At 41.8% G+C, this 22,157-nt stretch carries 23 protein-coding genes and 1 tRNA gene; 12 read left to right on the top strand and 12 right to left on the bottom strand.

Annotation, left to right across the window (positions count from 1 at the left end; genetic code table 11):
• Window positions 1-15 precede the first annotated feature (15 nt).
• Window positions 16-87 (top strand) — tRNA-Arg (locus EAI95_RS02450).
• A 162-nt stretch (window positions 88-249) separates the two neighbouring features.
• On the opposite strand, the gene EAI95_RS02445 is transcribed toward EAI95_RS02450, so the two are convergent.
• Window positions 250-1,236 carry an L-lactate dehydrogenase gene (locus EAI95_RS02445; RefSeq protein ID WP_061563935.1) on the bottom strand — a complete coding sequence of 329 codons (987 nt, stop codon included), beginning with the start codon at window positions 1,234-1,236 and terminating at the stop codon, window positions 250-252.
• 195 nt (window positions 1,237-1,431) lie between these two features.
• Between EAI95_RS02445 and gyrA the strand changes: the two genes are divergently transcribed.
• From gyrA to radC, 4 genes are all read left to right on the top strand, one after another.
• On the top strand, window positions 1,432-3,894 hold the full coding sequence (gene gyrA, locus EAI95_RS02440) for a DNA gyrase subunit A (protein WP_129822085.1): 2,463 nt from the start codon (window positions 1,432-1,434) through the stop codon (window positions 3,892-3,894).
• Window positions 3,895-3,902: 8 nt separating this feature from the next.
• Window positions 3,903-4,649 (top strand): class A sortase, encoded by a 747-nt coding sequence (locus EAI95_RS02435; protein ID WP_129822084.1) that lies wholly within the window; start codon window positions 3,903-3,905, stop codon window positions 4,647-4,649.
• A gap of 477 nt (window positions 4,650-5,126) precedes the next feature.
• Window positions 5,127-5,405 carry a porphobilinogen deaminase gene (locus tag EAI95_RS02430; protein ID WP_129269090.1) on the top strand — a complete coding sequence of 93 codons (279 nt, stop codon included), beginning with the start codon at window positions 5,127-5,129 and terminating at the stop codon, window positions 5,403-5,405.
• 60 nt (window positions 5,406-5,465) lie between these two features.
• Window positions 5,466-6,149 carry a DNA repair protein RadC gene (gene radC, locus EAI95_RS02425; protein WP_129822083.1) on the top strand — a complete coding sequence of 228 codons (684 nt, stop codon included), beginning with the start codon at window positions 5,466-5,468 and terminating at the stop codon, window positions 6,147-6,149.
• A 188-nt stretch (window positions 6,150-6,337) separates the two neighbouring features.
• Here the strand turns inward: radC and EAI95_RS02415 are convergent, their stop codons facing one another.
• From EAI95_RS02415 to EAI95_RS02390, 6 genes are all read right to left on the bottom strand, one after another.
• Window positions 6,338-6,982 (bottom strand): redox-sensing transcriptional repressor Rex, encoded by a 645-nt coding sequence (locus EAI95_RS02415; RefSeq protein WP_129822082.1) that lies wholly within the window; start codon window positions 6,980-6,982, stop codon window positions 6,338-6,340.
• Between the two features lie 93 nt (window positions 6,983-7,075).
• Window positions 7,076-7,312, bottom strand: coding sequence for a DUF4649 family protein (locus tag EAI95_RS02410; protein WP_129822081.1), 237 nt, complete (start codon window positions 7,310-7,312; stop codon window positions 7,076-7,078).
• Window positions 7,312-7,659: a DUF1831 domain-containing protein gene (locus tag EAI95_RS02405; protein WP_129822080.1), complete on the bottom strand. Its 348-nt coding sequence runs from the start codon at window positions 7,657-7,659 to the stop codon at window positions 7,312-7,314. Before EAI95_RS02405 ends, EAI95_RS02410 begins: the two co-directional genes overlap by 1 nt.
• On the bottom strand, window positions 7,649-8,776 hold the full coding sequence (locus tag EAI95_RS02400) for a cysteine desulfurase family protein (protein WP_129822079.1): 1,128 nt from the start codon (window positions 8,774-8,776) through the stop codon (window positions 7,649-7,651). The genes EAI95_RS02405 and EAI95_RS02400 overlap by 11 nt, the downstream gene beginning before the upstream one ends.
• Before the next feature lie 9 nt (window positions 8,777-8,785).
• Window positions 8,786-9,742, bottom strand: coding sequence for a ribose-phosphate diphosphokinase (locus EAI95_RS02395; RefSeq protein WP_129822078.1), 957 nt, complete (start codon window positions 9,740-9,742; stop codon window positions 8,786-8,788).
• 62 nt (window positions 9,743-9,804) lie between these two features.
• On the bottom strand, window positions 9,805-10,371 hold the full coding sequence (locus EAI95_RS02390) for a CYTH domain-containing protein (protein WP_129822077.1): 567 nt from the start codon (window positions 10,369-10,371) through the stop codon (window positions 9,805-9,807).
• A gap of 95 nt (window positions 10,372-10,466) precedes the next feature.
• On the opposite strand from EAI95_RS02390, the gene EAI95_RS02385 reads away from it, so the two are divergent.
• The 5 genes from EAI95_RS02385 to mutY all read left to right on the top strand — a co-directional run bounded on the left by EAI95_RS02385 (window position 10,467) and on the right by mutY (window position 15,069).
• Window positions 10,467-11,138, top strand: a complete 672-nt coding sequence (locus EAI95_RS02385) for a GTP pyrophosphokinase family protein (protein WP_048690012.1) — start codon at window positions 10,467-10,469, stop codon at window positions 11,136-11,138.
• Entirely contained in the window at window positions 11,122-11,940 is an 819-nt protein-coding gene (locus tag EAI95_RS02380) for an NAD kinase (protein WP_281281320.1), read from the top strand. Before EAI95_RS02385 ends, EAI95_RS02380 begins: the two co-directional genes overlap by 17 nt.
• Window positions 11,937-12,827 (top strand): RluA family pseudouridine synthase, encoded by an 891-nt coding sequence (locus tag EAI95_RS02375; protein WP_048715941.1) that lies wholly within the window; start codon window positions 11,937-11,939, stop codon window positions 12,825-12,827. Before EAI95_RS02380 ends, EAI95_RS02375 begins: the two co-directional genes overlap by 4 nt.
• Window positions 12,828-12,848: 21 nt before the next feature.
• On the top strand, window positions 12,849-13,823 hold the full coding sequence (gene pta / locus EAI95_RS02370) for a phosphate acetyltransferase (protein ID WP_023023173.1): 975 nt from the start codon (window positions 12,849-12,851) through the stop codon (window positions 13,821-13,823).
• Window positions 13,824-13,914: 91 nt separating this feature from the next.
• Window positions 13,915-15,069 (top strand): A/G-specific adenine glycosylase, encoded by a 1,155-nt coding sequence (gene mutY / locus EAI95_RS02365; RefSeq protein ID WP_048715943.1) that lies wholly within the window; start codon window positions 13,915-13,917, stop codon window positions 15,067-15,069.
• Window positions 15,070-15,096: 27 nt separating this feature from the next.
• Here the strand turns inward: mutY and EAI95_RS02360 are convergent, their stop codons facing one another.
• The 5 genes from EAI95_RS02360 to EAI95_RS02340 form a co-directional block, all read right to left on the bottom strand.
• On the bottom strand, window positions 15,097-15,444 hold the full coding sequence (locus tag EAI95_RS02360; protein ID WP_048715945.1) for a thiol reductase thioredoxin: 348 nt from the start codon (window positions 15,442-15,444) through the stop codon (window positions 15,097-15,099).
• Between the two features lie 109 nt (window positions 15,445-15,553).
• On the bottom strand, window positions 15,554-17,272 hold the full coding sequence (locus tag EAI95_RS02355) for a phospho-sugar mutase (protein ID WP_048715947.1): 1,719 nt from the start codon (window positions 17,270-17,272) through the stop codon (window positions 15,554-15,556).
• 236 nt (window positions 17,273-17,508) lie between these two features.
• Complete coding sequence (locus tag EAI95_RS02350; RefSeq protein ID WP_129269106.1) at window positions 17,509-18,069, bottom strand: ECF transporter S component; 561 nt, start codon at window positions 18,067-18,069, stop codon at window positions 17,509-17,511.
• Window positions 18,066-18,605, bottom strand: coding sequence for a phosphopantothenoylcysteine decarboxylase (gene coaC / locus EAI95_RS02345; RefSeq protein ID WP_048715950.1), 540 nt, complete (start codon window positions 18,603-18,605; stop codon window positions 18,066-18,068). The genes EAI95_RS02350 and coaC overlap by 4 nt, the downstream gene beginning before the upstream one ends.
• A gap of 5 nt (window positions 18,606-18,610) precedes the next feature.
• Window positions 18,611-19,297, bottom strand: a complete 687-nt coding sequence (locus EAI95_RS02340) for a phosphopantothenate--cysteine ligase (RefSeq protein WP_048715952.1) — start codon at window positions 19,295-19,297, stop codon at window positions 18,611-18,613.
• 267 nt (window positions 19,298-19,564) lie between these two features.
• Between EAI95_RS02340 and EAI95_RS02335 the strand changes: the two genes are divergently transcribed.
• Window positions 19,565-21,235 (top strand): formate--tetrahydrofolate ligase, encoded by a 1,671-nt coding sequence (locus EAI95_RS02335; protein ID WP_048788993.1) that lies wholly within the window; start codon window positions 19,565-19,567, stop codon window positions 21,233-21,235.
• A gap of 79 nt (window positions 21,236-21,314) precedes the next feature.
• Window positions 21,315-21,827, top strand: coding sequence for a GNAT family N-acetyltransferase (locus tag EAI95_RS02330; protein WP_048715955.1), 513 nt, complete (start codon window positions 21,315-21,317; stop codon window positions 21,825-21,827).
• Window positions 21,828-22,157: the final 330 nt, after the last annotated feature.

The following is a 22,157-nucleotide window of genomic DNA, read 5'->3' as shown; positions in this document are numbered from 1 at the left end:
ATACTATCATAGTTGCCACCCTTAGTGTAATGGATATCACGTAAGATTCCGGTTCTTGAGATGGGAGTTCGATTCTCTCAGGGTGGATGACGATAGGAGAGCCTTGAGGCTCTCTTTTTTTGTTTTTGGATGAAGAAAGATAGCAGTGAGTTTTTAAGAGCAGGATTGGGCTCTCAGGGCTCTCTAGGATTTCATAATAATGAGATCAAGAAAACACCATGTCCTAAGACATGGTGTTTAATGTTTTGTTTAGTTTTTAGAAGCTGCTTGGAATTCTGGGTTCTTCCATGCTTCATCGATAATTGCTTGCAATTCTTTTGCAGATGCTTGCATTTTTTGTGTTTCAGCGTCGTTCAATGGGATGTTTACTGGACGAACGATACCGTGAGCACCAACGATCGCTGGTTGACCGATAAAGACGTTCTCAACTCCGTATTGTCCTTCTTGGAAGACTGAAAGTGGAAGTACAGCATTTTCATCATCAAGGATGGCACGAGTAATACGTGCAAGGGCAACGGCGATACCGTAGTAAGTAGCCCCTTTCTTGTTGATGATTGAGTAAGCAGCATCACGTACAGAGATGAAGAGATCTACAAGGTCAGCTTCATCCAAGTCACGGTTAGCTTGCAACCATTGTTCCAATTTTACACCGGCAACGTTAGCGTGTGACCAAACAGCAAACTCAGAGTCACCGTGTTCACCCATGATGTAGGCGTGAACTGAACGAGCATCAACGCCGATTTTTTCAGCAAGTGCTTGACGGAAACGAGCTGAGTCAAGTGAAGTACCTGAACCGATAACACGTTCTTTAGGGAAACCTGAGAATTTCCAAGTTGAGTAAGTCAAAACGTCAACTGGGTTAGCAGCAACAAGGAAGATACCGTCGAAACCAGAAGCAACAACTTGTTCAACGATTGATTTGTTGATGGCAAGGTTTTTACCAACAAGGTCAAGACGAGTTTCACCTGGTTTTTGAGGAGCACCCGCAGTAATAACAACGAGGTCAGCATCCGCACAGTCTTCGTACTTAGCAGCATAAATCTTCTTAGGAGAAGTGAAGGCAAGTGCGTGGCTAAGGTCTTCAGCATCACCAACCGCTTTTTCAAACAATTGAGGGATTTCGATGATACCTAATTCTTGTGCGATACCTTGAGTAACAAGTGCGAAAGCATAAGATGAACCTACAGCGCCGTCACCAACAAGGATAACTTTTTTATGTTGTTTAGTTAATGTCATTATTCTAAACGTCTCCTTCTATTTTTTGGGGTTTCCCCATTCGCATTTATTCTACCACTTTTACTTTTCTTTGTCACGGTTTTACGCCTAATTTGGACGATGTAAACGTTTTTTCTCTTGTGTTCAGAAGGAGAAAAAAAGTGCTAAATGTGTTATAATAGTATGATGAATTAATTAAAGAGAGGCATTGTTTTAATGCAGGATAATAACTTAGTTGATGTTAACTTAACATCTGAAATGAAGACCAGTTTCATCGATTACGCTATGAGTGTTATCGTGTCTCGGGCTCTTCCTGACGTGCGAGATGGTTTAAAGCCAGTTCATCGTCGGATCCTTTATGGAATGAATGAACTTGGGGTTACACCAGATAAACCACATAAGAAATCTGCCCGTATTACTGGGGATGTTATGGGTAAATACCATCCACACGGGGACTCTTCTATTTATGAGGCTATGGTTCGGATGGCTCAATGGTGGAGCTATCGTTACATGCTCGTAGATGGGCATGGGAACTTTGGTTCAATGGATGGTGATGGAGCCGCGGCCCAACGGTATACAGAAGCTCGTATGAGCAAGATTGCTCTTGAAATGCTTCGGGATATCAACAAGAATACAGTTGATTTCACAGATAACTATGATGCCAGTGAACGCGAACCAAACGTCCTTCCAGCTCGCTTCCCTAACTTGTTAGTCAATGGGGCTACAGGGATTGCGGTAGGGATGGCGACAAATATCCCTCCACACAACCTCGGTGAGTCTATTGATGCTGTCAAGCTAATGATGGACAATCCTGATGTGACCACACGTGAGCTGATGGAGGTGCTTCCTGGACCAGATTTCCCAACAGGGGCCTTGGTCATGGGCAAATCAGGTATTCATAAGGCCTATGAAACAGGAAAAGGTTCAATTGTCTTACGGTCTCGGACGGAAATTGAAGAGACCAAGACAGGCCGTGAACGCATTGTCGTCACTGAATTTCCTTATATGGTCAACAAGACCAAAGTGCATGAGCATATCGTTCGTTTGGTTCAAGAAAAACGAATCGATGGGATCACAGCAGTTCGGGATGAGTCTAACCGGGAAGGGGTTCGTTTCGTCATCGAAGTGCGCCGTGATGCCTCAGCTAATGTTATCTTAAACAACCTCTTCAAGATGACCCAAATGCAAACCAACTTTGGTTTCAACATGTTGGCTATTCAAAATGGTGTTCCTAAGATTCTCTCTCTTCGTGAGATTTTGGGATCTTATATTGAGCACCAAAAAGAAGTGGTGACTCGTCGGACCATCTTTGATAAAGAGAAGGCAGAAGCACGTGCCCATATCTTGGAAGGACTCTTAATTGCTCTTGATCACATCGATGAAGTGATTAAAATCATCCGTAATAGCCAGACAGATGCAGAAGCACAAGCAGAATTGATGAGTAAGTTCAAGCTTTCTGAGCGTCAAAGCCAAGCTATCTTGGATATGCGTCTTCGTCGTTTGACTGGTTTGGAACGTGACAAGATTCAAAGCGAATACGATGATCTCGTTGCCTTGATTGCTGATCTTGCTGATATTTTAGCCAAGCCAGAGCGTGTAGTTGCGATTATCAAGGAAGAATTGGACGAGGTCAAACGGAAGTTTGGAGATCCACGTCGGACAGAATTGATGGTAGGAGAAGTTCTTTCACTAGAAGACGAAGATTTGATCGAAGAAAGCAATGTTTTGATCACTCTCTCTAACAAGGGCTACATCAAGCGATTGGATCAAGATGAATTTACTGCTCAAAAACGTGGGGGACGTGGTGTTCAAGGTACAGGGGTCAAAGATGATGACTTTGTCCGTGAATTGGTTTCTACCAGCACCCATGATCGTTTGCTCTTCTTTACCAATAAGGGACGGGTTTACCGTCTGAAAGGCTATGAAATCCCTGAATACGGCCGTACAGCTAAGGGACTTCCAATTGTCAACTTGCTCAAGTTAGATGACGGAGAATCCATTCAGACCATTATTAACGTCGCTCAGGATCGTAGTGAAGACGCCTATCTCTTCTTTACAACCCGCTCAGGTTTGGTAAAACGGACCAGTGTAGCTGAGTTTGCTAATATTCGTCAAAATGGCTTGAAAGCTCTTAACCTTAAAGACGAGGATGAGCTGATTAACGTCTTCCTAACCGATGGAAATACGGACGTAATCATCGGGACCAAATTTGGTTATTCTGTTCGCTTCAAAGAGTCTGTTGTACGGAACATGGGTCGCTCGGCAACTGGGGTTCGAGGTGTCAACCTCCGTCCAGGCGACCAAGTGGTCGGTGCAAGTGTGATTACAGATCAAGATGAAGTATTGATCATCACTGAAAAGGGGTACGGTAAACGAACGCGTGCTGATGAGTATCCAACAAAAGGACGTGGTGGTAAAGGGATTAAAACTGCTAATGTGGTTGATAAGAATGGTCCTCTGGCCGGTCTCATGACTGTCAAAGGAGATGAGGATTTGATGATTATCACCAATACAGGTGTCATGATTCGTACCAGCGTCGCCAATATTTCTCAAACTGGACGTTCGACCATGGGTGTGAAAGTGATGCGTCTGGATCAAGATGCCCAAATCGTAACCTTTACAACGGTTCAAGCTGACGAAAAAGATGAGTCAGAGACTGAAACTGAAAGTGAAGGGTAGGATAAATAATGGCTTCAAGAAGAAAAAAGAAGAAAACAAGCTTACGCAATCGCTTGATTAATATCTTTGCTACCTTACTAATCCTTTTGTCTATTGCCTTGATCTTTAATGCTCCGATTCGGAACATGATCATGGTGTGGCATACCAATCAGTATCAAGTCAACAAGGTATCGAAAAAGACCATCGATAAGAATAAAGATGCCAAGACTAGCTTTGATTTTAAAGAAGTCAAATCGCTTTCTACAGAATCTGTTATCAATGCCCAGTGGCAGGCGCAGAAGTTGCCTGTTATTGGGGGGATAGCAATTCCTGAGTTAAAGATGAACCTTCCGATTTTTAAAGGCTTAGATAATGTGGGACTCTATTATGGGGCAGGTACCATGAAAGAGGACCAGGTTATGGGGCAAAGGAATTACTCCTTGGCTAGTCACCATGTCTTTGGTTTAACAGGGGCAAATGAAATGCTCTTTTCCCCATTAGAACATGCCAAAGCTGGAATGAAAATCTATATCACTGATAAGGAAAAGGTCTATACCTATGTCATTAATTCTGTTGAGACAGTGACACCAGATCGGGTCGATGTTATTGCAGATCGTGAAGGGGTTAATGAAATTACCTTGGTGACCTGTGAGGATGCCGCAGCAACTTATCGTACGATTGTAAAAGGTACTTTGGAAACTTCAGTAGATTACTCAAAAGCACCAAATGATATACTGGAAGCTTTCACAAAATCTTATAATCAAATGCAATTATAATCAACTTAAAAAGAGAGGTCCTTGACCTCTTTTTTGAATGTAGACAAATTGTTATGTTACATAAAACAGCTGGATGATTTTCAAAAAATGACTTTTATTTTTACTCATTTAAGAAGAAGAAAAACTTTCCGATGTGAGAAAAGTGCCTGAAACACTGTTAATTCAGGCACTCGGAATTATTGAGAGTAAAACAGTTTGGGGAACTGTTTTAGCCTGAGCCAAGAAATTAAAGAGCGAAGAGACTCAATAATTAGTCACGGAACTTCTACGAAGTTCGCTGACGTCCGTACTCACCTAAGGAAAGTTTTTTAAATTACTTTGTTTTCAATCTGAAAAGAGGTCCCTGCCCCCTTTTTTTCTGTTAATTTTCTGCCAACTTGTAAGAGGATAGTCATAAAATGTTACCTGACTGACATATTTTTGCATGCTTTCTATTTTATAATAGAAGAGTGATAGAAAGAAACTTGGAGGAACCAAATGTGCACAGAAGATATCTATACTTTGTTAAGAAACTTCTATGGCTTACTGGTCAATGATTTCCCCAAAACAGGTCTCATTACCAAGGGGATCTACGAAGTTGAACAGGTCTTCGAAACCATTGAAAACCTTCCTGATGATCAAGAACACTTAATTCGATACGAAATTCGTCAATTTCTTGCGTCTTTGGAACAAGTGCAAGAGTGCTATAAAATTAACTTCTCAAATGAAGAAACTCGAATTCTTGAAAACTTAAGAGAAGTAGTTTGTCCAATTTAATTTATACAGAATCGTCCTTTTTCCTCCTCAATTGCGAATTATTAATTGAGGAGGTTTTTTATGTATCATATTGTATTTCAAGAATCAGGTCTCTTACCTAGAGAACGTTTGCTAACAGAAGGACCTGATAAGCTCAGTCATCAAGAATTGCTGTCCATCTTATTACGGACGGGGAACAAAAATAAACCAGTCTACGAGATCGCTCAGGACCTGCTGGGCTCACTAAAGAATTTAAAAGAACTGGCTAGTATGAGTTTTCAGGAGTTAAAGGAAGTTCCAGGAATTGGGAAAGTTAAGGCCATTGAGCTGTTAGCTGCTATTGAACTAGGGAAACGAATACAGACTTCTGAAGTGATTGAAACGGAACAAATCATGAGTAGTCAGAAGCTGGCAAAAATGATGCAACAAAAAATAGGCCATGAGAAACAGGAGCATTTACTGGCCTTGTATCTGAATACCCAAAATCAAATTATCCATCAGCAAGTGATCTTTATCGGAACAGTCAATCGTAGCATTGCAGAACCGAGGGAAATCTTGCACTATGCCATCAAGCATATGGCGACATCCTTAATCTTGGTTCACAACCACCCGTCCGGGGTCATTCATCCTAGCAAGAATGATGATGGCGTTACCCAACAAATGATTGAAGCCTGCAATTGTCTAGGAATTGTTTTATTGGACCATCTGATTGTCTCAACTGATGATTACTATAGCTACCGGGAAGAAACAGATTTATTGGTATAGAAAAAGAGAGTGGGACAGAAATCGGTAATTCGTTAGAATTCGATTTCGTCGTCCCACCTCCGCACAGTTGAGTAGGGCTGTAAAAGCTGATAAAATCAGCGTAGTAGAGCCCACTCAACCACTGCGTCTTGCTCGATAATCCAAGGACAATTGAGAGGCTAGGACTTTTGTCCCAGCCTCTTTGCTTATCATGAATTTTTGCGCATAAAGTAGAGAAGGGTTTGCAGTTCACTGGTTAGGTCGACATATTGGACTACCACATCTTTTGGAACTGTTAAGTGGACTGGAGAAAAGCTAAGGATTCCCTTGATACCAGCTTCAACTAGTAAATCTGCAACTTCTTGAGATTTTACACTTGGAACGGTTAAAATGGCTGTTTGAATCTCTTGTCCCTCAAGTTTTTCTTTTAGTGTGGAGATGCCGTAAATCGGAATACCATCTTTACTTTTAGTGCCGACTAACTCATGATCATCCGTATCAAATGCCATGACAATTTTCATTTTGTTTCGCTCATGGAAGCGATAGTGAAGAAGGGCACTCCCCATATTTCCAATCCCGACGATAGCAACATTGGTGATGGAGTTATCATTCAAGAGATCAGCAAAGAAGTTCATTAACTTTTTGACATCATAACCAAAACCACGTCGTCCAAGCTCTCCAAAGTAGGAGAAGTCTCGACGAACAGTTGCGGAATCAATCCCGATGGCTTCAGCAATCTGTTTTGAATTTGCTCGCTCGATTTTCTCTGCATTAAAGCGTTTAAAAATGCGGTAATACAAGGAGAGTCGTTTGGCAGTAGCACGAGGAATTGGATTAGTCTTATCTTGTTTCACAATATCACAACCTTTCAAATCTATTTTATAAAAAGTTTGTGAAAAAAGCAACTATCTTCTACTAAAAAAACACCAAAATGGTGTTTTTCTTTCTTAATTGGAATTTCTTAAACTCTGATCGAACTGAATCAGATAGCGATAAAAGTCACCGATTTTTCCAGTGAAAGGTAAGGTATGCTCCTTGTAGGTAACAGAAACAACCTGATAGGAATCTGGAATGGAAACACAGCCTGAGAAGGCTAATAGACAGTGATCGATGTTGTCGTAGCTAACCTGACGTTCCTTTTGGTATGCATCCAAATAGGTGAGGACTACAGGACCATTGGTCATTAGTTTTCAATCCTTTCAAAGATTTCACGTTCAACTAAACTGTCCATGAGGAAGTAGAATTTTTGTTGGATAATCTTGTTTTCTGGATTTTTAAAAATATTTACCAAACGAAGGCCTGACTTGTCAGTAATGTTAATTTTAAATCCTGTTAAATCCTTATTGATGATAATTTTTAACTTAAAGCCATCTCCGCTATTTGGAATAGCTTCTAACAAACGATTTAATTCGTAGTTTCCAACCTTTGTTTGTGCAAAGGTATTGTCGCGTAGGGTATATTTTTTAATATTTGGATGGATTGCGTATGTGTAATCGCAGTTTGGTAATGAGACAGATGTTTCAAATGCCATGTAATTCTCCTAAAATTTTGTGAATAGTTGTTATATAAGTATCGACTTCAGCAGTCGTATTGAATTCGGATAAACTAATGCGAATAGATTCCTTCAAGCGGGGTGAATCTTCGCCGTAATAAGCTGCAAGGACGTGACTTGGCTGAACAGTCCCCGCAGTACAAGCCGAGCCAGTTGAGACTGAAATTCCCGCCATATCTAAACGAAGCAGTAAGATATCATTGCTGATACCAGGGAAGCCAATGTTCAAGACATGAGGAAGTTTGGAGTCTGTGCTATTCAGATAGAAATCTAAATCTTCTAGGCCAGTTAGGATACGATCAGATAAGCGCTGAATATACTGATAATTTGCGTCTAACTGATCAGTTGCTTCTTTGAGGGCTTGAGCCATTCCAGCAATTGAAATCAAGTTCTCTGTGCTAGCTCGACGCTTGTCTTCTTGGTCACCTCCGTGTAAGAGATTGAAGAAGTCAGGCTTTTTAGCATAGAGAAAACCAACTCCTTTAGGCCCGTGGAATTTATGGGCTGATGCGGTTAGAAAATCAACTCCTAACTCTTCAGGGGCTACAGCAAGTTTACCAACGGCTTGAACAGCATCGACATGGAAAGCAGCAGGATGGTCTTTCAAAAGGTCAGAAATTGCCTTGATAGGCAAGAGATCACCCGTTTCGTTGTTGGCATACATGGTGGATACTAAAATAGTATCGGGACGAAGTGCAGCTCGAATATCTTCAGGTCGAATTTTTTGATCGACCGGTTGAATGATGGTTACTTCAAATCCATATTCTTGGACCAAGTACTCAATCGGTTCAAGGACGGCATGGTGCTCAATAGCCGTGGTAATAATATGCTTCCCTTGCTGTCTATGTTTGAGGCAGTAGCCCTTTATAACTGTGTTATTGCTTTCGGTCCCGCCAGATGTGAAGATAATCTGTTGACTAGAGGTCTTTAAACAAGTTGCAACGCATTCCCTAGCGTCTCTAAGAATCTTTTTCGCTTGACGACCATGGGAGTGGAGGCTAGAGGGATTTCCGAAACTGGTTTCCATCGTTTCTGTCATCACCTTGATTACTCCTGGGCTTAGGGGAGTGGTTGCCGCATTGTCAAAATAAATCACGCCATCACCTTATTTCTTGTGGTATGCAAAGAGAGGACTAACTGGTTTACGCTCTTGGATACGAACAAGGGCATCTCCAATCAATTCACTTGCAGTAATGTATTTTACATTTTTTGGTTTTTGTTCTTTGGTTGCTACAGAGTCTGTAACCAAAATCTCTTTAATCGGTGCTTGATCCAGTAGGTCTGCGGCTCCCTTAACGAAAAGTCCGTGACTAGAAACGGCATAAATCTCAGTGGCGCCGTCGCGTTGAACAATTTTTGCAGCCTCAGAGAAGGTTTTTCCTGTATTTAGAATATCATCGATCAGGATTGCTTTTTTACCTTTAACATCCCCGATGATGTAGCCCTCGTCACGGCTAGAATCGTCTTGGGCGTAGTCGATGATAGCAATTGGGGCATCTAGATATTCTGCAAGATTGCGTGCGCGTTTCACTCCAGAATTTTTAGGGCTGACAACCACTACATCTGAACCGGTTAAACCTTGTTTGATATAGTGATCAGCAAATAGAGGAATCGTGAACAAGTTGTCTACTGGGATATCGAAGAAGCCTTGTACTTGAACCGCATGAAGATCGAGGGTTACAACACGGTCTACCCCTGCCTTGACAAGCATGTTGGCAACTAATTTTGCTGTAATTGGTTCGCGAGGAGCAGCAGTGCGGTCTTGACGAGCATACCCAAAGTATGGAAGGACCACGTTTACGGTATGGGCACTTGCTCGTTGGCAAGCATCTACCATGATTAACAATTCCATTAAGTGATTGTTCACTGGGAAGCTAGTAGATTGGATGATGTAAATATCATATCCACGCACACTTTCTTCGATATTAATTTGGATTTCACCATCTGAGAATTGACGTGAAGAAAGCTTTCCGAGTGGGATGCCAGCAACTTCCGAAATTTTTTGTGCAATTTCTTGGTTGGAGTTGAGTGCGAAGAGCTTCATATTGTTTTTTTCTGACATGTGTTTGATCCTCATTTAGATATTTTTGTCTACTCTTATTTTAGCAAAAAAATTCAGTAATTTCAGCTTTTTAGCAAACTTTGAGCCAATCTTGCTACTTTACTTTTTGCTGGCTTGTATTCAATTTGTTTTTCCTTGAGAAATTCGTGAAAATAAGTTTCATCTGAGGCGTCATCTACCTCCATCTCCAACTCATAGTCCTCGATAGAGTTATAGCGACTACGGTCAAAAGCTAATAATCCTTTAGGGATTCTTTTCTCCCGTCTCTCTGTTTCTAGACTTCCCCAGACATCTAAGGAAGTTAGAGGAATGTCTAAATCAGTGAGAAAGCTGGCAATCTCACCTTGAGGGAGTTTTTTCTTGGATAGAAAGGCTCCCACTTGATCAAATGTAAGGGCTTGATTGTATTCGAAATGTCCTGCTTCTTGCGGTACTTTAAGGGTTAGCTCAGCCCGATCTGCTAAGGTACGAATGCGCAAGGCCATCTGATGTTTTCGGATAGCTTGGTCAGGCGTATCGATATAGTGATTGGTTTGTTGGATAGGAGGTTGGTCCTTGAAAAAATCTTCAAGAGAGTGGTATTCTTCCTTGGTTAATAAGGTTTTAAATTCAATTTCTAAATGATTCATAGCTACGTCCTTTCCTTTCGTTTGCAAGCTCTTTATGATATAATAATAGATGTGTTTATTTTATACAAAAAACTTTGAGATGACAAGGTGATTCAATGGCGATTGATTGGGAAAATTTTTTAGATCCCTATATCCAAGCAGTTGGGGAGTTGAAGATTAAACTTCGTGGGATAAGAAAGCAGTATCGCAAACAACAAAAGCATTCCCCAATCGAGTTTGTGACCGGTCGTGTGAAGCCGATTGAGAGTATTCTCGAAAAGATGGAACGCAGAAGTATATCTGAAGAGAACCTGGCTCAAGATATGCAAGATATTGCTGGTCTGAGGATCATGGTTCAATTTGTAGACGATGTAGACGAAGTCCTAGAAGTCTTGCGGAAGCGTCAGGATATGCGCGTGGTTCAAGAACGAGACTATATTCGTCACAAGAAATCAAGTGGGTATCGAAGCTATCATGTAGTGGTAGAGTATCCAGTAGATACCATTAATGGCTATGAAACGATTTTGGCAGAGATTCAGATTCGTACTCTGTCTATGAATTTCTGGGCTACCATTGAACACTCATTAAATTACAAATATAAAGGAGATTTTCCGGACGAGATTAAGAAGCGTCTTGAAGTCACCGCGAATTTGGCTTATCAACTCGATGAGGAAATGGGTGCCATTCGTGATGCCATTCAGGAGGCGCAAGCTCTTTTTGATCCAATGCATCGTAAATTAAACGATGGCGTCGGAAATAGTGATGATACAGATGAGGACTACAGGTAAAAAGGTTTCGATTATTCGGAATCGAAAACGCCAGAGCGAAGAGGTTTTTCAACAACTTCGTTATAAATTAAAAAAGAATAATTTTATCTTAACTGAGAAGCATCCGGATATCGTGATCTCTATCGGTGGGGATGGTATGTTGCTCTCGGCTTTTCATAAGTACGAGAGTCAATTAGATCGGGTTCGTTTTGTTGGAGTGCATACGGGTCATCTTGGATTTTATACGGACTATTTAGATGATGAGATTGACAAGTTGGTAGAAAATCTCAAGTTCGATACAGGTGCCAAGGTATCTTACCCAATCCTTAATGTCAAAGTGACCTTTGATAATGGGGATACGAAGATTATGCGAGCTCTTAACGAAGCGACAATCAAACGCAGCGATCGAACCATGGTGGCTGATTTAACCATCAATGGCGTTCATTTTGAGCGATTCAGAGGGGATGGCATTACGGTTTCGACCCCTACAGGTAGCACAGCTTATAACAAATCTTTGGGAGGAGCTGTTCTTCACCCGACGATCGAAGCGCTTCAGATTGCTGAAATCGCTAGTCTGAATAATCGTGTCTATCGAACTTTGGGGTCATCGATTATTGTTCCCAAAAAAGATAAGATTGAAATCACTCCTAGCCGGCCAGGTTTTCACATTCTCTCTGTTGATAATTCAACCTATTCCTATCGAAATATCGCCCATATCGAGTACCAGATTGATAACCACAAGATCAATTTCGTAGCGAGCCCAAGCCATACCAGTTTCTGGAATCGGGTCAAGGATGCCTTTATCGGAGATATTGACGAATGAGGTTCGAGTTTATTGCAGATGAACATGTCAAGGTTAAAACCTTTCTGAAGAAACATCAGGTTTCAAAAGGCTTATTGGCCAAGATCAAGTTTTCTGGAGGCCAGATTTTAGTCAATGGCGTTGAACAAAATGCCATTTATCTTCTGGATATCGGAGATAAGGTAACGATTGATATTCCCTCTGAGGAAGGTTATGAAGCTTTGGAGGCCATTGATCGTGATTTGGAAATCTTGTACGAAGACGATCATTTCTTGGTTATCAACAAACCAGCAGGAGTGGCATCCATTCCTAGCTCCCTTCATTCCAACACCATTGCGAACTTTGTCAAGGGTTACTATGTTCGCAATCAGTATGAAAATCAGCTCGTTCATATTGTCACCCGTTTAGACAAGGATACCAGTGGGATCATGCTTTTTGCCAAACATGGCTATGCCCATGCTCGCTTGGATAAGCAACTTCAGGCTAAGACGATTCAAAAACGTTACTTTGCATTGGTAAAGGGCAAGGGTAAGTTGGAAAGCAAGGGGGATATCATAGCCCCCATTGCGCGTGATGAAGACTCCATTATTACCCGAAAGGTAGCAAAAGGTGGCAAGTATGCTCATACCAGCTACCAAGTTGTCCAGTCTTTTGGTGATATTCATCTGGTGGATATCCAGTTGCATACAGGCCGGACCCATCAGATTCGCGTTCATTTTTCTCATATTGGTTTTCCACTTTTGGGAGATGATCTCTATGGAGGTTCGTTAGAAGATGGGATTCTTCGACAAGCCTTGCATTGCCATTCCTTGGCTTTTTATCATCCTTTTTTGGAAGAGGAGCTCCGAATTGAAAGCTCTCTGCCAGATGATTTTAGCCGAGTCTTAAAACAGTTATCAAATATTTAATTTTTTTCAAAGGAGAAACTCATGGAAGTTTTTGAAAGCCTCAAAACCAACCTCGTTGGTAAGAATGCTCGTATTGTGTTACCAGAAGGGGAAGAGCCTCGTATTCTGCAAGCAGCAAAACGGATTGTAAAAGAAACAGACGTTACACCTGTCTTGCTTGGTAATCCAGATAAGATTCGTATTTACCTTGAAATTGAAGGAGTTTTGGAAGGATACGAAGTTATCGACCCGCATTCTTACGCAGGCTTTGATGAGATGGTAGCTTCCTTGGTAGAACGTCGGAAGGGTAAAATGACAGAAGAAGAAGCACGTCAAATTTTGCAAGACGATGTCAACTACTTTGGTGTTATGTTGGTACATCTGGGAATCGTTGATGGTATGGTTTCAGGTGCGATTCACTCAACAGCTGCAACTGTTCGTCCAGCCCTTCAAATTATCAAAACTCGTCCAAATGTCAAACGCACTTCAGGTGCCTTCCTCATGGTTCGTGGTTCTGAACGTTACTTGTTTGGAGACTGTGCGATTAACATCAATCCAGATGCTGAAGGTTTGGCTGAAATTGCCATCAACTCTGCTATCACAGCCAAGATGTTTGGCATCGATCCGAAAATCGCCATGTTGAGCTATTCAACCAAAGGTTCTGGTTTCGGTGAAAGTGTTGATAAAGTTGTGGAAGCAACAAAAATCGCTCATGAACTTCGTCCAGACCTTGAAATTGATGGGGAATTGCAATTTGACGCTGCCTTTGTACCAGAAACAGCAGCATTGAAAGCTCCAGGAAGCAAGGTGGCAGGACAAGCTAATGTCTTTATCTTCCCAGGTATTGAGGCTGGTAACATTGGGTACAAGATGGCAGAACGTCTCGGTGGCTTTGCTGCAGTAGGACCAGTTTTGCAAGGGTTGAACAAACCAGTTAACGACCTTTCTCGCGGATGTAATGCAGATGACGTTTACAAATTGACCTTGATCACAGCAGCTCAAGCTGTGGAACAATAAGAATGATTGAAAGGCTTAGGGATTTCCTAGGCCTTTTTATGGTAGAGTCAGAATCTCTAAAGTAGAAGTCATTCTATGGTATACTAGGAATATGATGGATTTAAAAGATTACGGGATTATCATGTGGGAGGAGGAAAAAATTGCCTCTTTCCGAGAAAAGTTATTAGCCTGGTATGATGCCAATAAACGGGATCTCCCCTGGAGACGGACGCAGGATCCTTATAAAATATGGATTTCAGAGATTATGCTCCAGCAGACACGTGTCGATACGGTTATTCCTTATTATGAGCGTTTTTTGGATTGGTTTCCGACCATTGCGGATTTAGCTCAAGCCCCTGAAGAAAAGCTCTTAAAAGCTTGGGAGGGCTTGGGCTATTACTCGAGGGTCCGCAACATGCAGAAAGCTGCCCAGCAAATCATGGAGGACCATGGGGGTGTTTTCCCATCAAGCTATGAGGCTATCTCTAAACTCAAGGGAATTGGACCTTATACAGCTGGTGCCATTGCCAGTATTGCTTTTGGCTTGCCAGAGCCAGCAGTGGATGGCAATGTCATGCGGGTTTTAGCTCGTTTGTTTGAGGTTGACTACGATATCGGAGTTCCGACTAATCGTAAGATTTTTCAAGCCATGATGGAAGTCTTGATCGATCCAGAGCGTCCGGGTGATTTCAATCAGGCTTTGATGGATCTGGGCTCAGATATTGAATCACCAGTCAATCCACGGCCCGAAGAGAGTCCTGTAAAAGAGTTTAGCGCGGCCTATCAGCATGGGACCATGGATCGCTATCCCATCAAGGCTCCAAAGAAGAAACCAGTACCCGTTTATTTAACAGCCTTTATTATAAAGGATAGTCAAGAGCGCTACCTGCTGGAAAAAAATGAGCGAGAGGGACTCTTGTCAGGCTTCTGGCATTTTCCCTTGATTGAAGTGGATAGTCTATCTGAGAACCTGGGCCAATTGTCTCTACTGGATGAGAAGGAACAAGCAGAGAGCAATCTAGAGATTCTCTCCTTTGAACAGGACTATGACTTAGTCATTGATTGGCAAGAGAGAACTTATCCCATGGTCCAGCATGTCTTTTCGCACCGCAAGTGGCAGGTTCAACTTCGGTACGGATTGGTAAAAGAAGGAGAACAAGCAACCAGTGAATCAACTATTTGGTTAAAACCGGAAGAATTTTCGGCCTTTCCTTTTGCCAAACCCCAGCAGAAGATTTGGACGACTTTTACAGAAAATGAAAAATAGCTAGAGAATAATCTCTAGCTATTTTTTTTATAGATGAGCGAATGCTTTGATTTCTTCTTCTGACATGGATGAGTCGCAGCGAACGGTAACTTCACCGGCTTCGACATGTAAAAATCCAGGAACAGTTGGAATGCCATAGGTAGAGCGGAAGACTTGCAAAGCATCCAGTTGACTTGGTTCTTCACTATTAATGAAGTAGATATGAGCTTTAGTTTCGGCTACTACAGTTGCTAATTTAGCAGCGAACTTTCGGCAATATGGGCAAGTCTTGCGTCCAATAAAGAAGGTTGCTGTTTCTTTTTGGTCGATGGCTTCTTGCGCACGCGCAACAGTGGTTACTTCAAGATCTTTAATATCTTCTAAAAATTGTTCCATGAGATTACCTCGCTTTCTTATAAATCTAGTATGCCATAAAGGGCGAAAAAATGCTGTATTTTGATACGAAAAAAAGATGAGATTGGTTGATCTCATCTTTTGTGGTTTCTTATTTTACAAAGGCATTGATTTCAGCTTCGATGTTAGCAATTTTAGCTTGAGAATCTTCGTTGCTTTCACCAACAACGGCAATGTAGAACTTAATTTTTGGTTCTGTACCTGAAGGGCGAACGGCAATCCAAGAACCATCAGCAAGTGTGTATTTCAATACATCACTTGGAGGAGTTGTCAAGGTTGTTACAGTGCCATCAGCAGCAGTAGATGTTTGTGCTTTGAAGTCTTCAGTGATTGAAACTTCTGTTGAGTTAAATTCTTTTGGCCCGTTTTCACGGAATTTCGCCATAATCGCTTTGATTTGCTCAGCACCGTCAACACCAGAAAGTGTAACAGAGATTGTCTTTTCAGCATAGTAGCCGTACTCTTTGTAGATTTCTTCGATACCGTCAGCAAGTGTCAAACCACGAGAGCGGTAGTAAGCAGCAAGCTCAGCAACGACAAGGACAGCTTGAATCGCATCTTTATCACGTACGAATGGTTTAATCAAGTAACCGAAGCTTTCTTCAAATCCCATCATGTAAGTGTGATTGTGTTTTTCTTCGAATTCTTGAATCTTTTCAGCGATGAATTTGAAACCAGTCAAGACGTTAAACATAGTTGCGCCGTAGCTTTCAGCAATCTTCGTTACCAAGTCAGTTGATACGATAGATTTGCAAAGGGCTGCATTTTCTGGAAGAGTGCCAGCATTTTTGTGAGCTTCCAAGATGTACTTAGCCATGATAGCACCGATTTGGTTACCTGAAAGGTTAAGGTAGCTACCGTCTTTTTGAAGGACTTCAACACCGACACGGTCAGCGTCAGGGTCAGTTGCCACAAGAACATCAGCTCCTACTTGGCGACCAAGTTCTTCTGCAAGAGCAAAGGCTGCTTGGCTTTCTGGGTTTGGTGATTTTACAGTTGAGAAGTCAGGGTCTGGAGTTGCTTGAGCTTCAACGACTTGAACAGAGTCAAATCCTGCTTGAGCAAGAGCACGACGAGCCAACATTTCACCAGTACCGTGAAGAGGAGTGTAGACAATCTTCATGTCTTTGCCAAACTCTTCAATCAAGGCTGGGTTGATGTTAACGTCTTTTACTTCTTTGAGGTATTCAGTATCGACAGCTTCACCGATGACTTCAATCAAACCAGATGCTTTTTCAGCTTCAACATCCGCAACTTCTACAGCGAATGGATTGTCGATGGCACGGATGTAGGTTGTCAAAGCGTCCGCGTCGTGTGGAGGCATTTGACCACCATCTTCACCGTAAACCTTGTATCCGTTAAACGGAGCAGGGTTGTGGCTAGCAGTAATCATGATCCCTGCGAAACAGTTTAGGTGACGAACAGCAAATGAAAGTTCTGGAGTTGGACGGAGACTTTCAAAGACATAGGATTTAATACCGTGTTTTGCAAGAACGGCTGCTGATTCAAAGGCAAATTCTGGAGAGAAGTGACGGCTATCGTAGGCGATGGCTACACCACGTTCTTTTTCATTTCCACCTTTAGATTCGATCAAACGCGCCAAACCTTCAGTTGCTTGACGAACAACGTAGATATTAATGCGGTTAGTCCCAGCACCAATCAATCCGCGCATACCAGCAGTACCGAATTCAAGGTTTGTGTAGAAGGCATCTTCCTTCGTTTTTTCATCCATGCTTTCCAAATCACGACGAAGGTAATCTGGTAGGTCCGCGAAATCAGCCCATTTTTGGAAGTTTTCTTGATAAGTCATAGTGCAACTCCTTATTTCTATAAATTAATCGCTTACATTATAGCAAATTTTTTCAGAAAATTCTAGCGATAATTGTAAATCTTTTCAAAAATAAAGGGGGAATTTTGGATAGAAAAAAAGAGGCTGGGACAAAAGTCCTAGCCTCTCAATTGTCTTTGGATTGTCGAGCAAGACGCAGTTTTCGAGTGGGCTCTACTACGCTGATTTCATCAGCTTTTATAGCCCTACTCAACTGTTTATTTTATTTTTTCAAGGGCTGGGACAACGGCACTAGTGATCAGAACCGTTGCAATAACTTCGATAAGTGAGTTTGTAGACACAATCAAGGCTAGAAAATCGTTGATTCCACCTTTGAATTGACTACCAAAAAAGAAGTAAATCCCACTTAAAACAAAAACGGTATTGGTCATGGATCCGACAATGCCGGCTGTTATTAACCCGGTACGATTGCGCATTAATTGATAGATATAGTAAGGTGTTATTCCGATCAAGATACGTGGAACTATTGCAATAAGGAGGGAATAGAAGTTTCCGTTTGGTACAAAGGGACTAAAGAGGTGGCTTGCAGGTGTTAAAACAAGGGTATTCATCGTTAAACTAAATAGTCCCATAAGCAATCCTAAGGTAGCTCCGATTCGTGGCCCGTAAATGATAGACGCGATCACAACAGGAATATGAACCAAGGTTGGCTGAATACCTGATGGTACAAAATGTAAGATGAAGGAAGTTGTAAAATGGATGGTAATCATTACCGCGAAAAATATAGCAATGCGTGAAATGGATGAAGATTTTTTCATGAAAGTGACTCCTGTATAGTAGTTAGAATGGTTTCGATAGAAGCTAAAGCTCCAGACCCTTGATCGCCACAAGCCAGAGTAGCATGGCGAGGTTGAATAATCTGATAGCCGTAGTCTTGTAAAAGTTTTAGATTTCGTTGGGTAGCTGGGTGTTCCAGCATTTTCGTATTCATAGCGGGGGCTAGGATTTTTTTAGTTCCTTGAGGCAAGGCTAGAGCTGTGCTCGTCACCATATTATCCGCTAGCCCTATGGCAAGTTTTGCAATGGTATTGGCACTTGCAGGAGCGACTAGAAAAAGATCAGCCTCTTTCCCCAAGTCAATATGTTGGATTTGTTTTGGATCGTCTTCTGTCATGACCTCTACCAGGACAGCTTGTTTGGAGAGGACCTGAAGTGTTAGAGGGGTAATAAAAGCTGTAGCTGCAGGAGTCATAAGAATCTTTACCTGGTGACCGAGCTTGGTCAATTGACTGGTGAGGTCTGCTGCCTTGTAGGCAGAAATGCTCCCAGTTACAGCCAGTAGTATATTCGCCATAGGTTTTATCCTTTGTTCCTAATGTGATGATAAATTTTTTGAGCAATATCCAATTTCGTTTCGGCTATTTGAGTAGCATCTTTCGTAACTAAGTAAGCTCGATGTTTTCCGTCTTGAATTTCGCTTAAGTCATTGGCAACAATCATTTCTGCCTGATTTTTTTCGAGACTTGCACGAGCAACGGCTAGGAGTTGATCCTGTGCTACACCAACCAGCAGTTTAAAGCCGATCAAGCGAATGTCTGGATTCCATGTTTTTACTAAGGAAATCAACTTAGGATTTTTCTTTAAAAAGAGAACTTGGTAATCTTCCTCTGAAGAAATTTTCGATTCCTGGTTGGTTTGATGAAGAAAATGCTCTAAATTGCTAGCTTCTTTGACAGCCTGGAAACCTGACATATAGACAGGGCTGTAGTCAGAGACAGCCATAGCATGGATGAGCACCTGGTGAGTTGGAGTTTCTTTTTCAAGGACTGTTTGAAGTTCAGCGACATCTTTGATAAATATCTTTCTTAAATGAGGATGTTCTTTAGGCTGAACCGCAGTTGGAGTTGTCACCAGAGTCACAGAAAAACCTGCCTCTAAAAAACGTTTGGAAATGATTTTTCCAAGTTGACCAGTGGAATGGTTGGTAATCGAACGAACCTGATCAATCTTTTCACTCGTCCCACCGGAAGTAATCAAAATATTCATAGGCTTATTTTACAAGAATTTTATATTTTAGTAAAGCCAAGAACACGGCTCTTGCGATTGTTGGTCAAGGGGATACAAAGGCGGTAGAGTAGACGACGAAGGGACTCATAGTTATTTCATATAGAGGGGTATAAGAAATTGGAATAAAGGCTGAAAAAGCAGAGTTACTAAGCAAAAACCGAACGAATGAGAAAAGTTTGAGATTTAAAATATATATCCTTGTGAAATTTCTGTATAATAGGATTATTAAATAGTGAGGAGATTCAGATGAAGACAGATATCGAGATTGCACAAAGTATTGAATTGAAACCAATCACAGATGTGGTAGAGAAATTGGGTATTCACTTCGATGACCTAGAACTCTATGGAAAGTACAAGGCAAAATTAACCTTTGACAAGATCCAAGCCGTTCAGAAGGAAGAACCAGGAAAGCTCATCTTGGTAACCGCCATTAACCCGACTCCAGCAGGGGAAGGAAAGTCTACCATCACCATTGGTTTAGCAGATGCTTTAAATAAAATTGGCAAACAAACCATGATTGCCATTCGCGAACCTTCTTTAGGTCCTGTTATGGGGATTAAAGGGGGAGCAGCAGGTGGAGGTTATGCACAAGTTCTACCAATGGAAGACATCAACCTTCATTTCACGGGTGACATGCATGCCATTACAACAGCAAATAATGCACTTTCAGCTTTGATCGACAATCATTTGCATCAAGGAAATGAGCTAGGCATTGACCAACGTCGGATTATCTGGAAACGGGTAGTGGACTTGAATGACCGTGCTTTGCGTCACGTATCGGTCGGTCTTGGTGGACCGCTCAATGGGATTCCTCGTGAAGACGGATTTGATATCACCGTTGCTTCTGAGATTATGGCCATCCTTTGCTTGGCGACAGATATTGAAGACTTGAAACGTCGTTTGGCCAATATTGTGATTGGTTACCGTTATGATCGTAGTCCAGTTTATGTCCGCGATTTAGAAGTAGAAGGGGCGCTTGCCTTGATTCTGAAAGATGCGATCAAGCCAAACTTGGTCCAAACCATCTATGGAACGCCAGCCTTTGTTCATGGTGGACCTTTTGCTAATATTGCCCATGGATGTAATTCTGTTTTAGCTACCTCAACCGCTCTTCGTTTAGCCGATTACGTAGTGACAGAAGCAGGTTTTGGCGCGGATTTGGGAGCTGAAAAATTCTTGGATATCAAAACACCAAATCTTCCTGTTAGCCCATCTGCAGTGGTGATTGTCGCAACGATTCGTGCTTTGAAGATGAATGGTGGAGTTGCCAAAGATGCTCTTTCTGAAGAAAATGTAGAAGCTGTTCGTTCAGGTTTTGCGAACTTGGAGCGCCACGTAGAAAATATGCGTAAATTTGGAGTTCCTGTAGTAGTGGCTATTAATGAATTTGTCACAGATACAGAAGCTGAAATTGCAGCTCTGAAAGAACTCTGTGCTTCTATTCAAGTTCCTGTTGAATTGGCGAGCGTTTGGGCTGATGGTGCTGATGGAGGATTGGCCCTAGCAGAAACAGTAGTGGAGACACTTGAAACAAGTCCAGCCAACTACACTCGTCTTTATGATAATGACCTTTCTGTTGAAGAAAAGATCACTAAGATTGCCCAAGAAATTTACCGGGCCGACAATGTTGTCTTTGAGAAGAAAGCCAAAACTCAGATTGCTCAAATCGTGAAAAATGGCTGGGACAAGTTGCCAGTTTGTATGGCTAAGACCCAATATAGTTTCTCAGATGATCCAAGTCTCCTCGGGGCGCCGTCTGGTTTTGACATTACCATTCGCGAATTGGTACCTAAGACTGGTGCAGGCTTCATTGTTGCTTTGACAGGTGAAGTGATGACTATGCCTGGATTACCAAAACGTCCTGCTGCTTTGAACATGGATGTAGCAGAAGATGGGACTGCTTTAGGATTGTTCTAATAAAATATATAGAGGTTGGCGGACAACCTCTATTTTTGTGCTTTTGGGGTATAATAGAGAAATAGAAAGCGAGAAGACCATGCTGAAGATACGACCAGTCACCCTTGAAGATGCTCCTGAACTTGTCAGGATTTATGCTCCCTATGTTGAGAAAACAGCCATCACTTTTGAATACCAGGTTCCGACCATTGAGGAATTTGAAGGGCGTATCGAAAAGATCCTTCAACGTTTTCCCTATTTAGTAGCAGAAGTAGACGGTCAAGTCCTTGCTTATGCCTATGCCTCAAGCTATTATGATCGATCAGCATATGATTGGGCGGTGGAAGTATCCGTCTATGTGGATCAAGATCGTCGTGGGCAAGGTCTGGGTTCTCGATTGTATGAGGCATTAGAGTCGGAGTTGGAGGCGCGTGGTTATTTACGTTTCTTAGCTTGCATTGCCCTGCCAAATCCAGCTAGTATCGCCCTCCATGAGAAACGTGGCTATGTGAAAGTTGCTCATTTTCCTAAAATTGGCTATAAATTTGATCAATGGCATGATATTGTCTGGATGCAAAAGACGATCGAAGGGCCTGTGAAGCCCCTAATGTAAAAATTAGAAGGAGCTTAGCTTTGCTCAATTTCTTTTAAGTTATTTAAAAGGAAGTCTAGAACGAGCCTCTTGACTTTTTTGGGCCGTTCATGGTACACTAAGTTTATGCGATGAGTCGATTGGCTCTTAGGAGCCTTTTGCGCTGAGGAGGTCTACATTTAATTGTAACGCAGGAGCGGACCTTGAACAGTTGTGTGAACCTGCTGTTCTCATCGAAAGATGCCTCGAATCCCTTACCATGTGGTAAGGGATTTTTTTTGTAAAAATTCATAGTAAGCAAATACATAAATTTGTTTGCCTCTTATGACTACCGGTGATATAATGATGTAA

It is taken from the genome of Streptococcus sp. bf_0095 (genome assembly GCF_004166885.1).
Classification (GTDB): domain Bacteria; phylum Bacillota; class Bacilli; order Lactobacillales; family Streptococcaceae; genus Streptococcus.
Note: the sequence above shows the minus strand (reverse complement) of the source record. Positions and strands in the feature narration are given on the sequence as shown.

Excerpts from the sequence above, each read along its gene's own strand:
- EAI95_RS02445 (WP_061563935.1), bottom strand. The coding sequence starts at position 1,236 with ATGACATTAACTAAACAACATAAAAAAGTTATCCTTGTTGGTGACGGC.
- gyrA (WP_129822085.1), top strand. The coding sequence starts at position 1,432 with ATGCAGGATAATAACTTAGTTGATGTTAACTTAACATCTGAAATGAAG.
- EAI95_RS02435 (WP_129822084.1), top strand. The coding sequence starts at position 3,903 with ATGGCTTCAAGAAGAAAAAAGAAGAAAACAAGCTTACGCAATCGCTTG.
- EAI95_RS02430 (WP_129269090.1), top strand. The coding sequence starts at position 5,127 with ATGTGCACAGAAGATATCTATACTTTGTTAAGAAACTTCTATGGCTTA.
- radC (WP_129822083.1), top strand. The coding sequence starts at position 5,466 with ATGTATCATATTGTATTTCAAGAATCAGGTCTCTTACCTAGAGAACGT.
- EAI95_RS02410 (WP_129822081.1), bottom strand. The coding sequence starts at position 7,312 with ATGACCAATGGTCCTGTAGTCCTCACCTATTTGGATGCATACCAAAAG.
- EAI95_RS02405 (WP_129822080.1), bottom strand. The coding sequence starts at position 7,659 with ATGGCATTTGAAACATCTGTCTCATTACCAAACTGCGATTACACATAC.
- EAI95_RS02395 (WP_129822078.1), bottom strand. The coding sequence starts at position 9,742 with ATGTCAGAAAAAAACAATATGAAGCTCTTCGCACTCAACTCCAACCAA.
- EAI95_RS02390 (WP_129822077.1), bottom strand. The coding sequence starts at position 10,371 with ATGAATCATTTAGAAATTGAATTTAAAACCTTATTAACCAAGGAAGAA.
- EAI95_RS02385 (WP_048690012.1), top strand. The coding sequence starts at position 10,467 with ATGGCGATTGATTGGGAAAATTTTTTAGATCCCTATATCCAAGCAGTT.
- EAI95_RS02380 (WP_281281320.1), top strand. The coding sequence starts at position 11,122 with ATGAGGACTACAGGTAAAAAGGTTTCGATTATTCGGAATCGAAAACGC.
- EAI95_RS02375 (WP_048715941.1), top strand. The coding sequence starts at position 11,937 with ATGAGGTTCGAGTTTATTGCAGATGAACATGTCAAGGTTAAAACCTTT.
- pta (WP_023023173.1), top strand. The coding sequence starts at position 12,849 with ATGGAAGTTTTTGAAAGCCTCAAAACCAACCTCGTTGGTAAGAATGCT.
- mutY (WP_048715943.1), top strand. The coding sequence starts at position 13,915 with ATGATGGATTTAAAAGATTACGGGATTATCATGTGGGAGGAGGAAAAA.
- EAI95_RS02360 (WP_048715945.1), bottom strand. The coding sequence starts at position 15,444 with ATGGAACAATTTTTAGAAGATATTAAAGATCTTGAAGTAACCACTGTT.
- EAI95_RS02355 (WP_048715947.1), bottom strand. The coding sequence starts at position 17,272 with ATGACTTATCAAGAAAACTTCCAAAAATGGGCTGATTTCGCGGACCTA.
- EAI95_RS02350 (WP_129269106.1), bottom strand. The coding sequence starts at position 18,069 with ATGAAAAAATCTTCATCCATTTCACGCATTGCTATATTTTTCGCGGTA.
- coaC (WP_048715950.1), bottom strand. The coding sequence starts at position 18,605 with ATGGCGAATATACTACTGGCTGTAACTGGGAGCATTTCTGCCTACAAG.
- EAI95_RS02340 (WP_048715952.1), bottom strand. The coding sequence starts at position 19,297 with ATGAATATTTTGATTACTTCCGGTGGGACGAGTGAAAAGATTGATCAG.
- EAI95_RS02335 (WP_048788993.1), top strand. The coding sequence starts at position 19,565 with ATGAAGACAGATATCGAGATTGCACAAAGTATTGAATTGAAACCAATC.
- EAI95_RS02330 (WP_048715955.1), top strand. The coding sequence starts at position 21,315 with ATGCTGAAGATACGACCAGTCACCCTTGAAGATGCTCCTGAACTTGTC.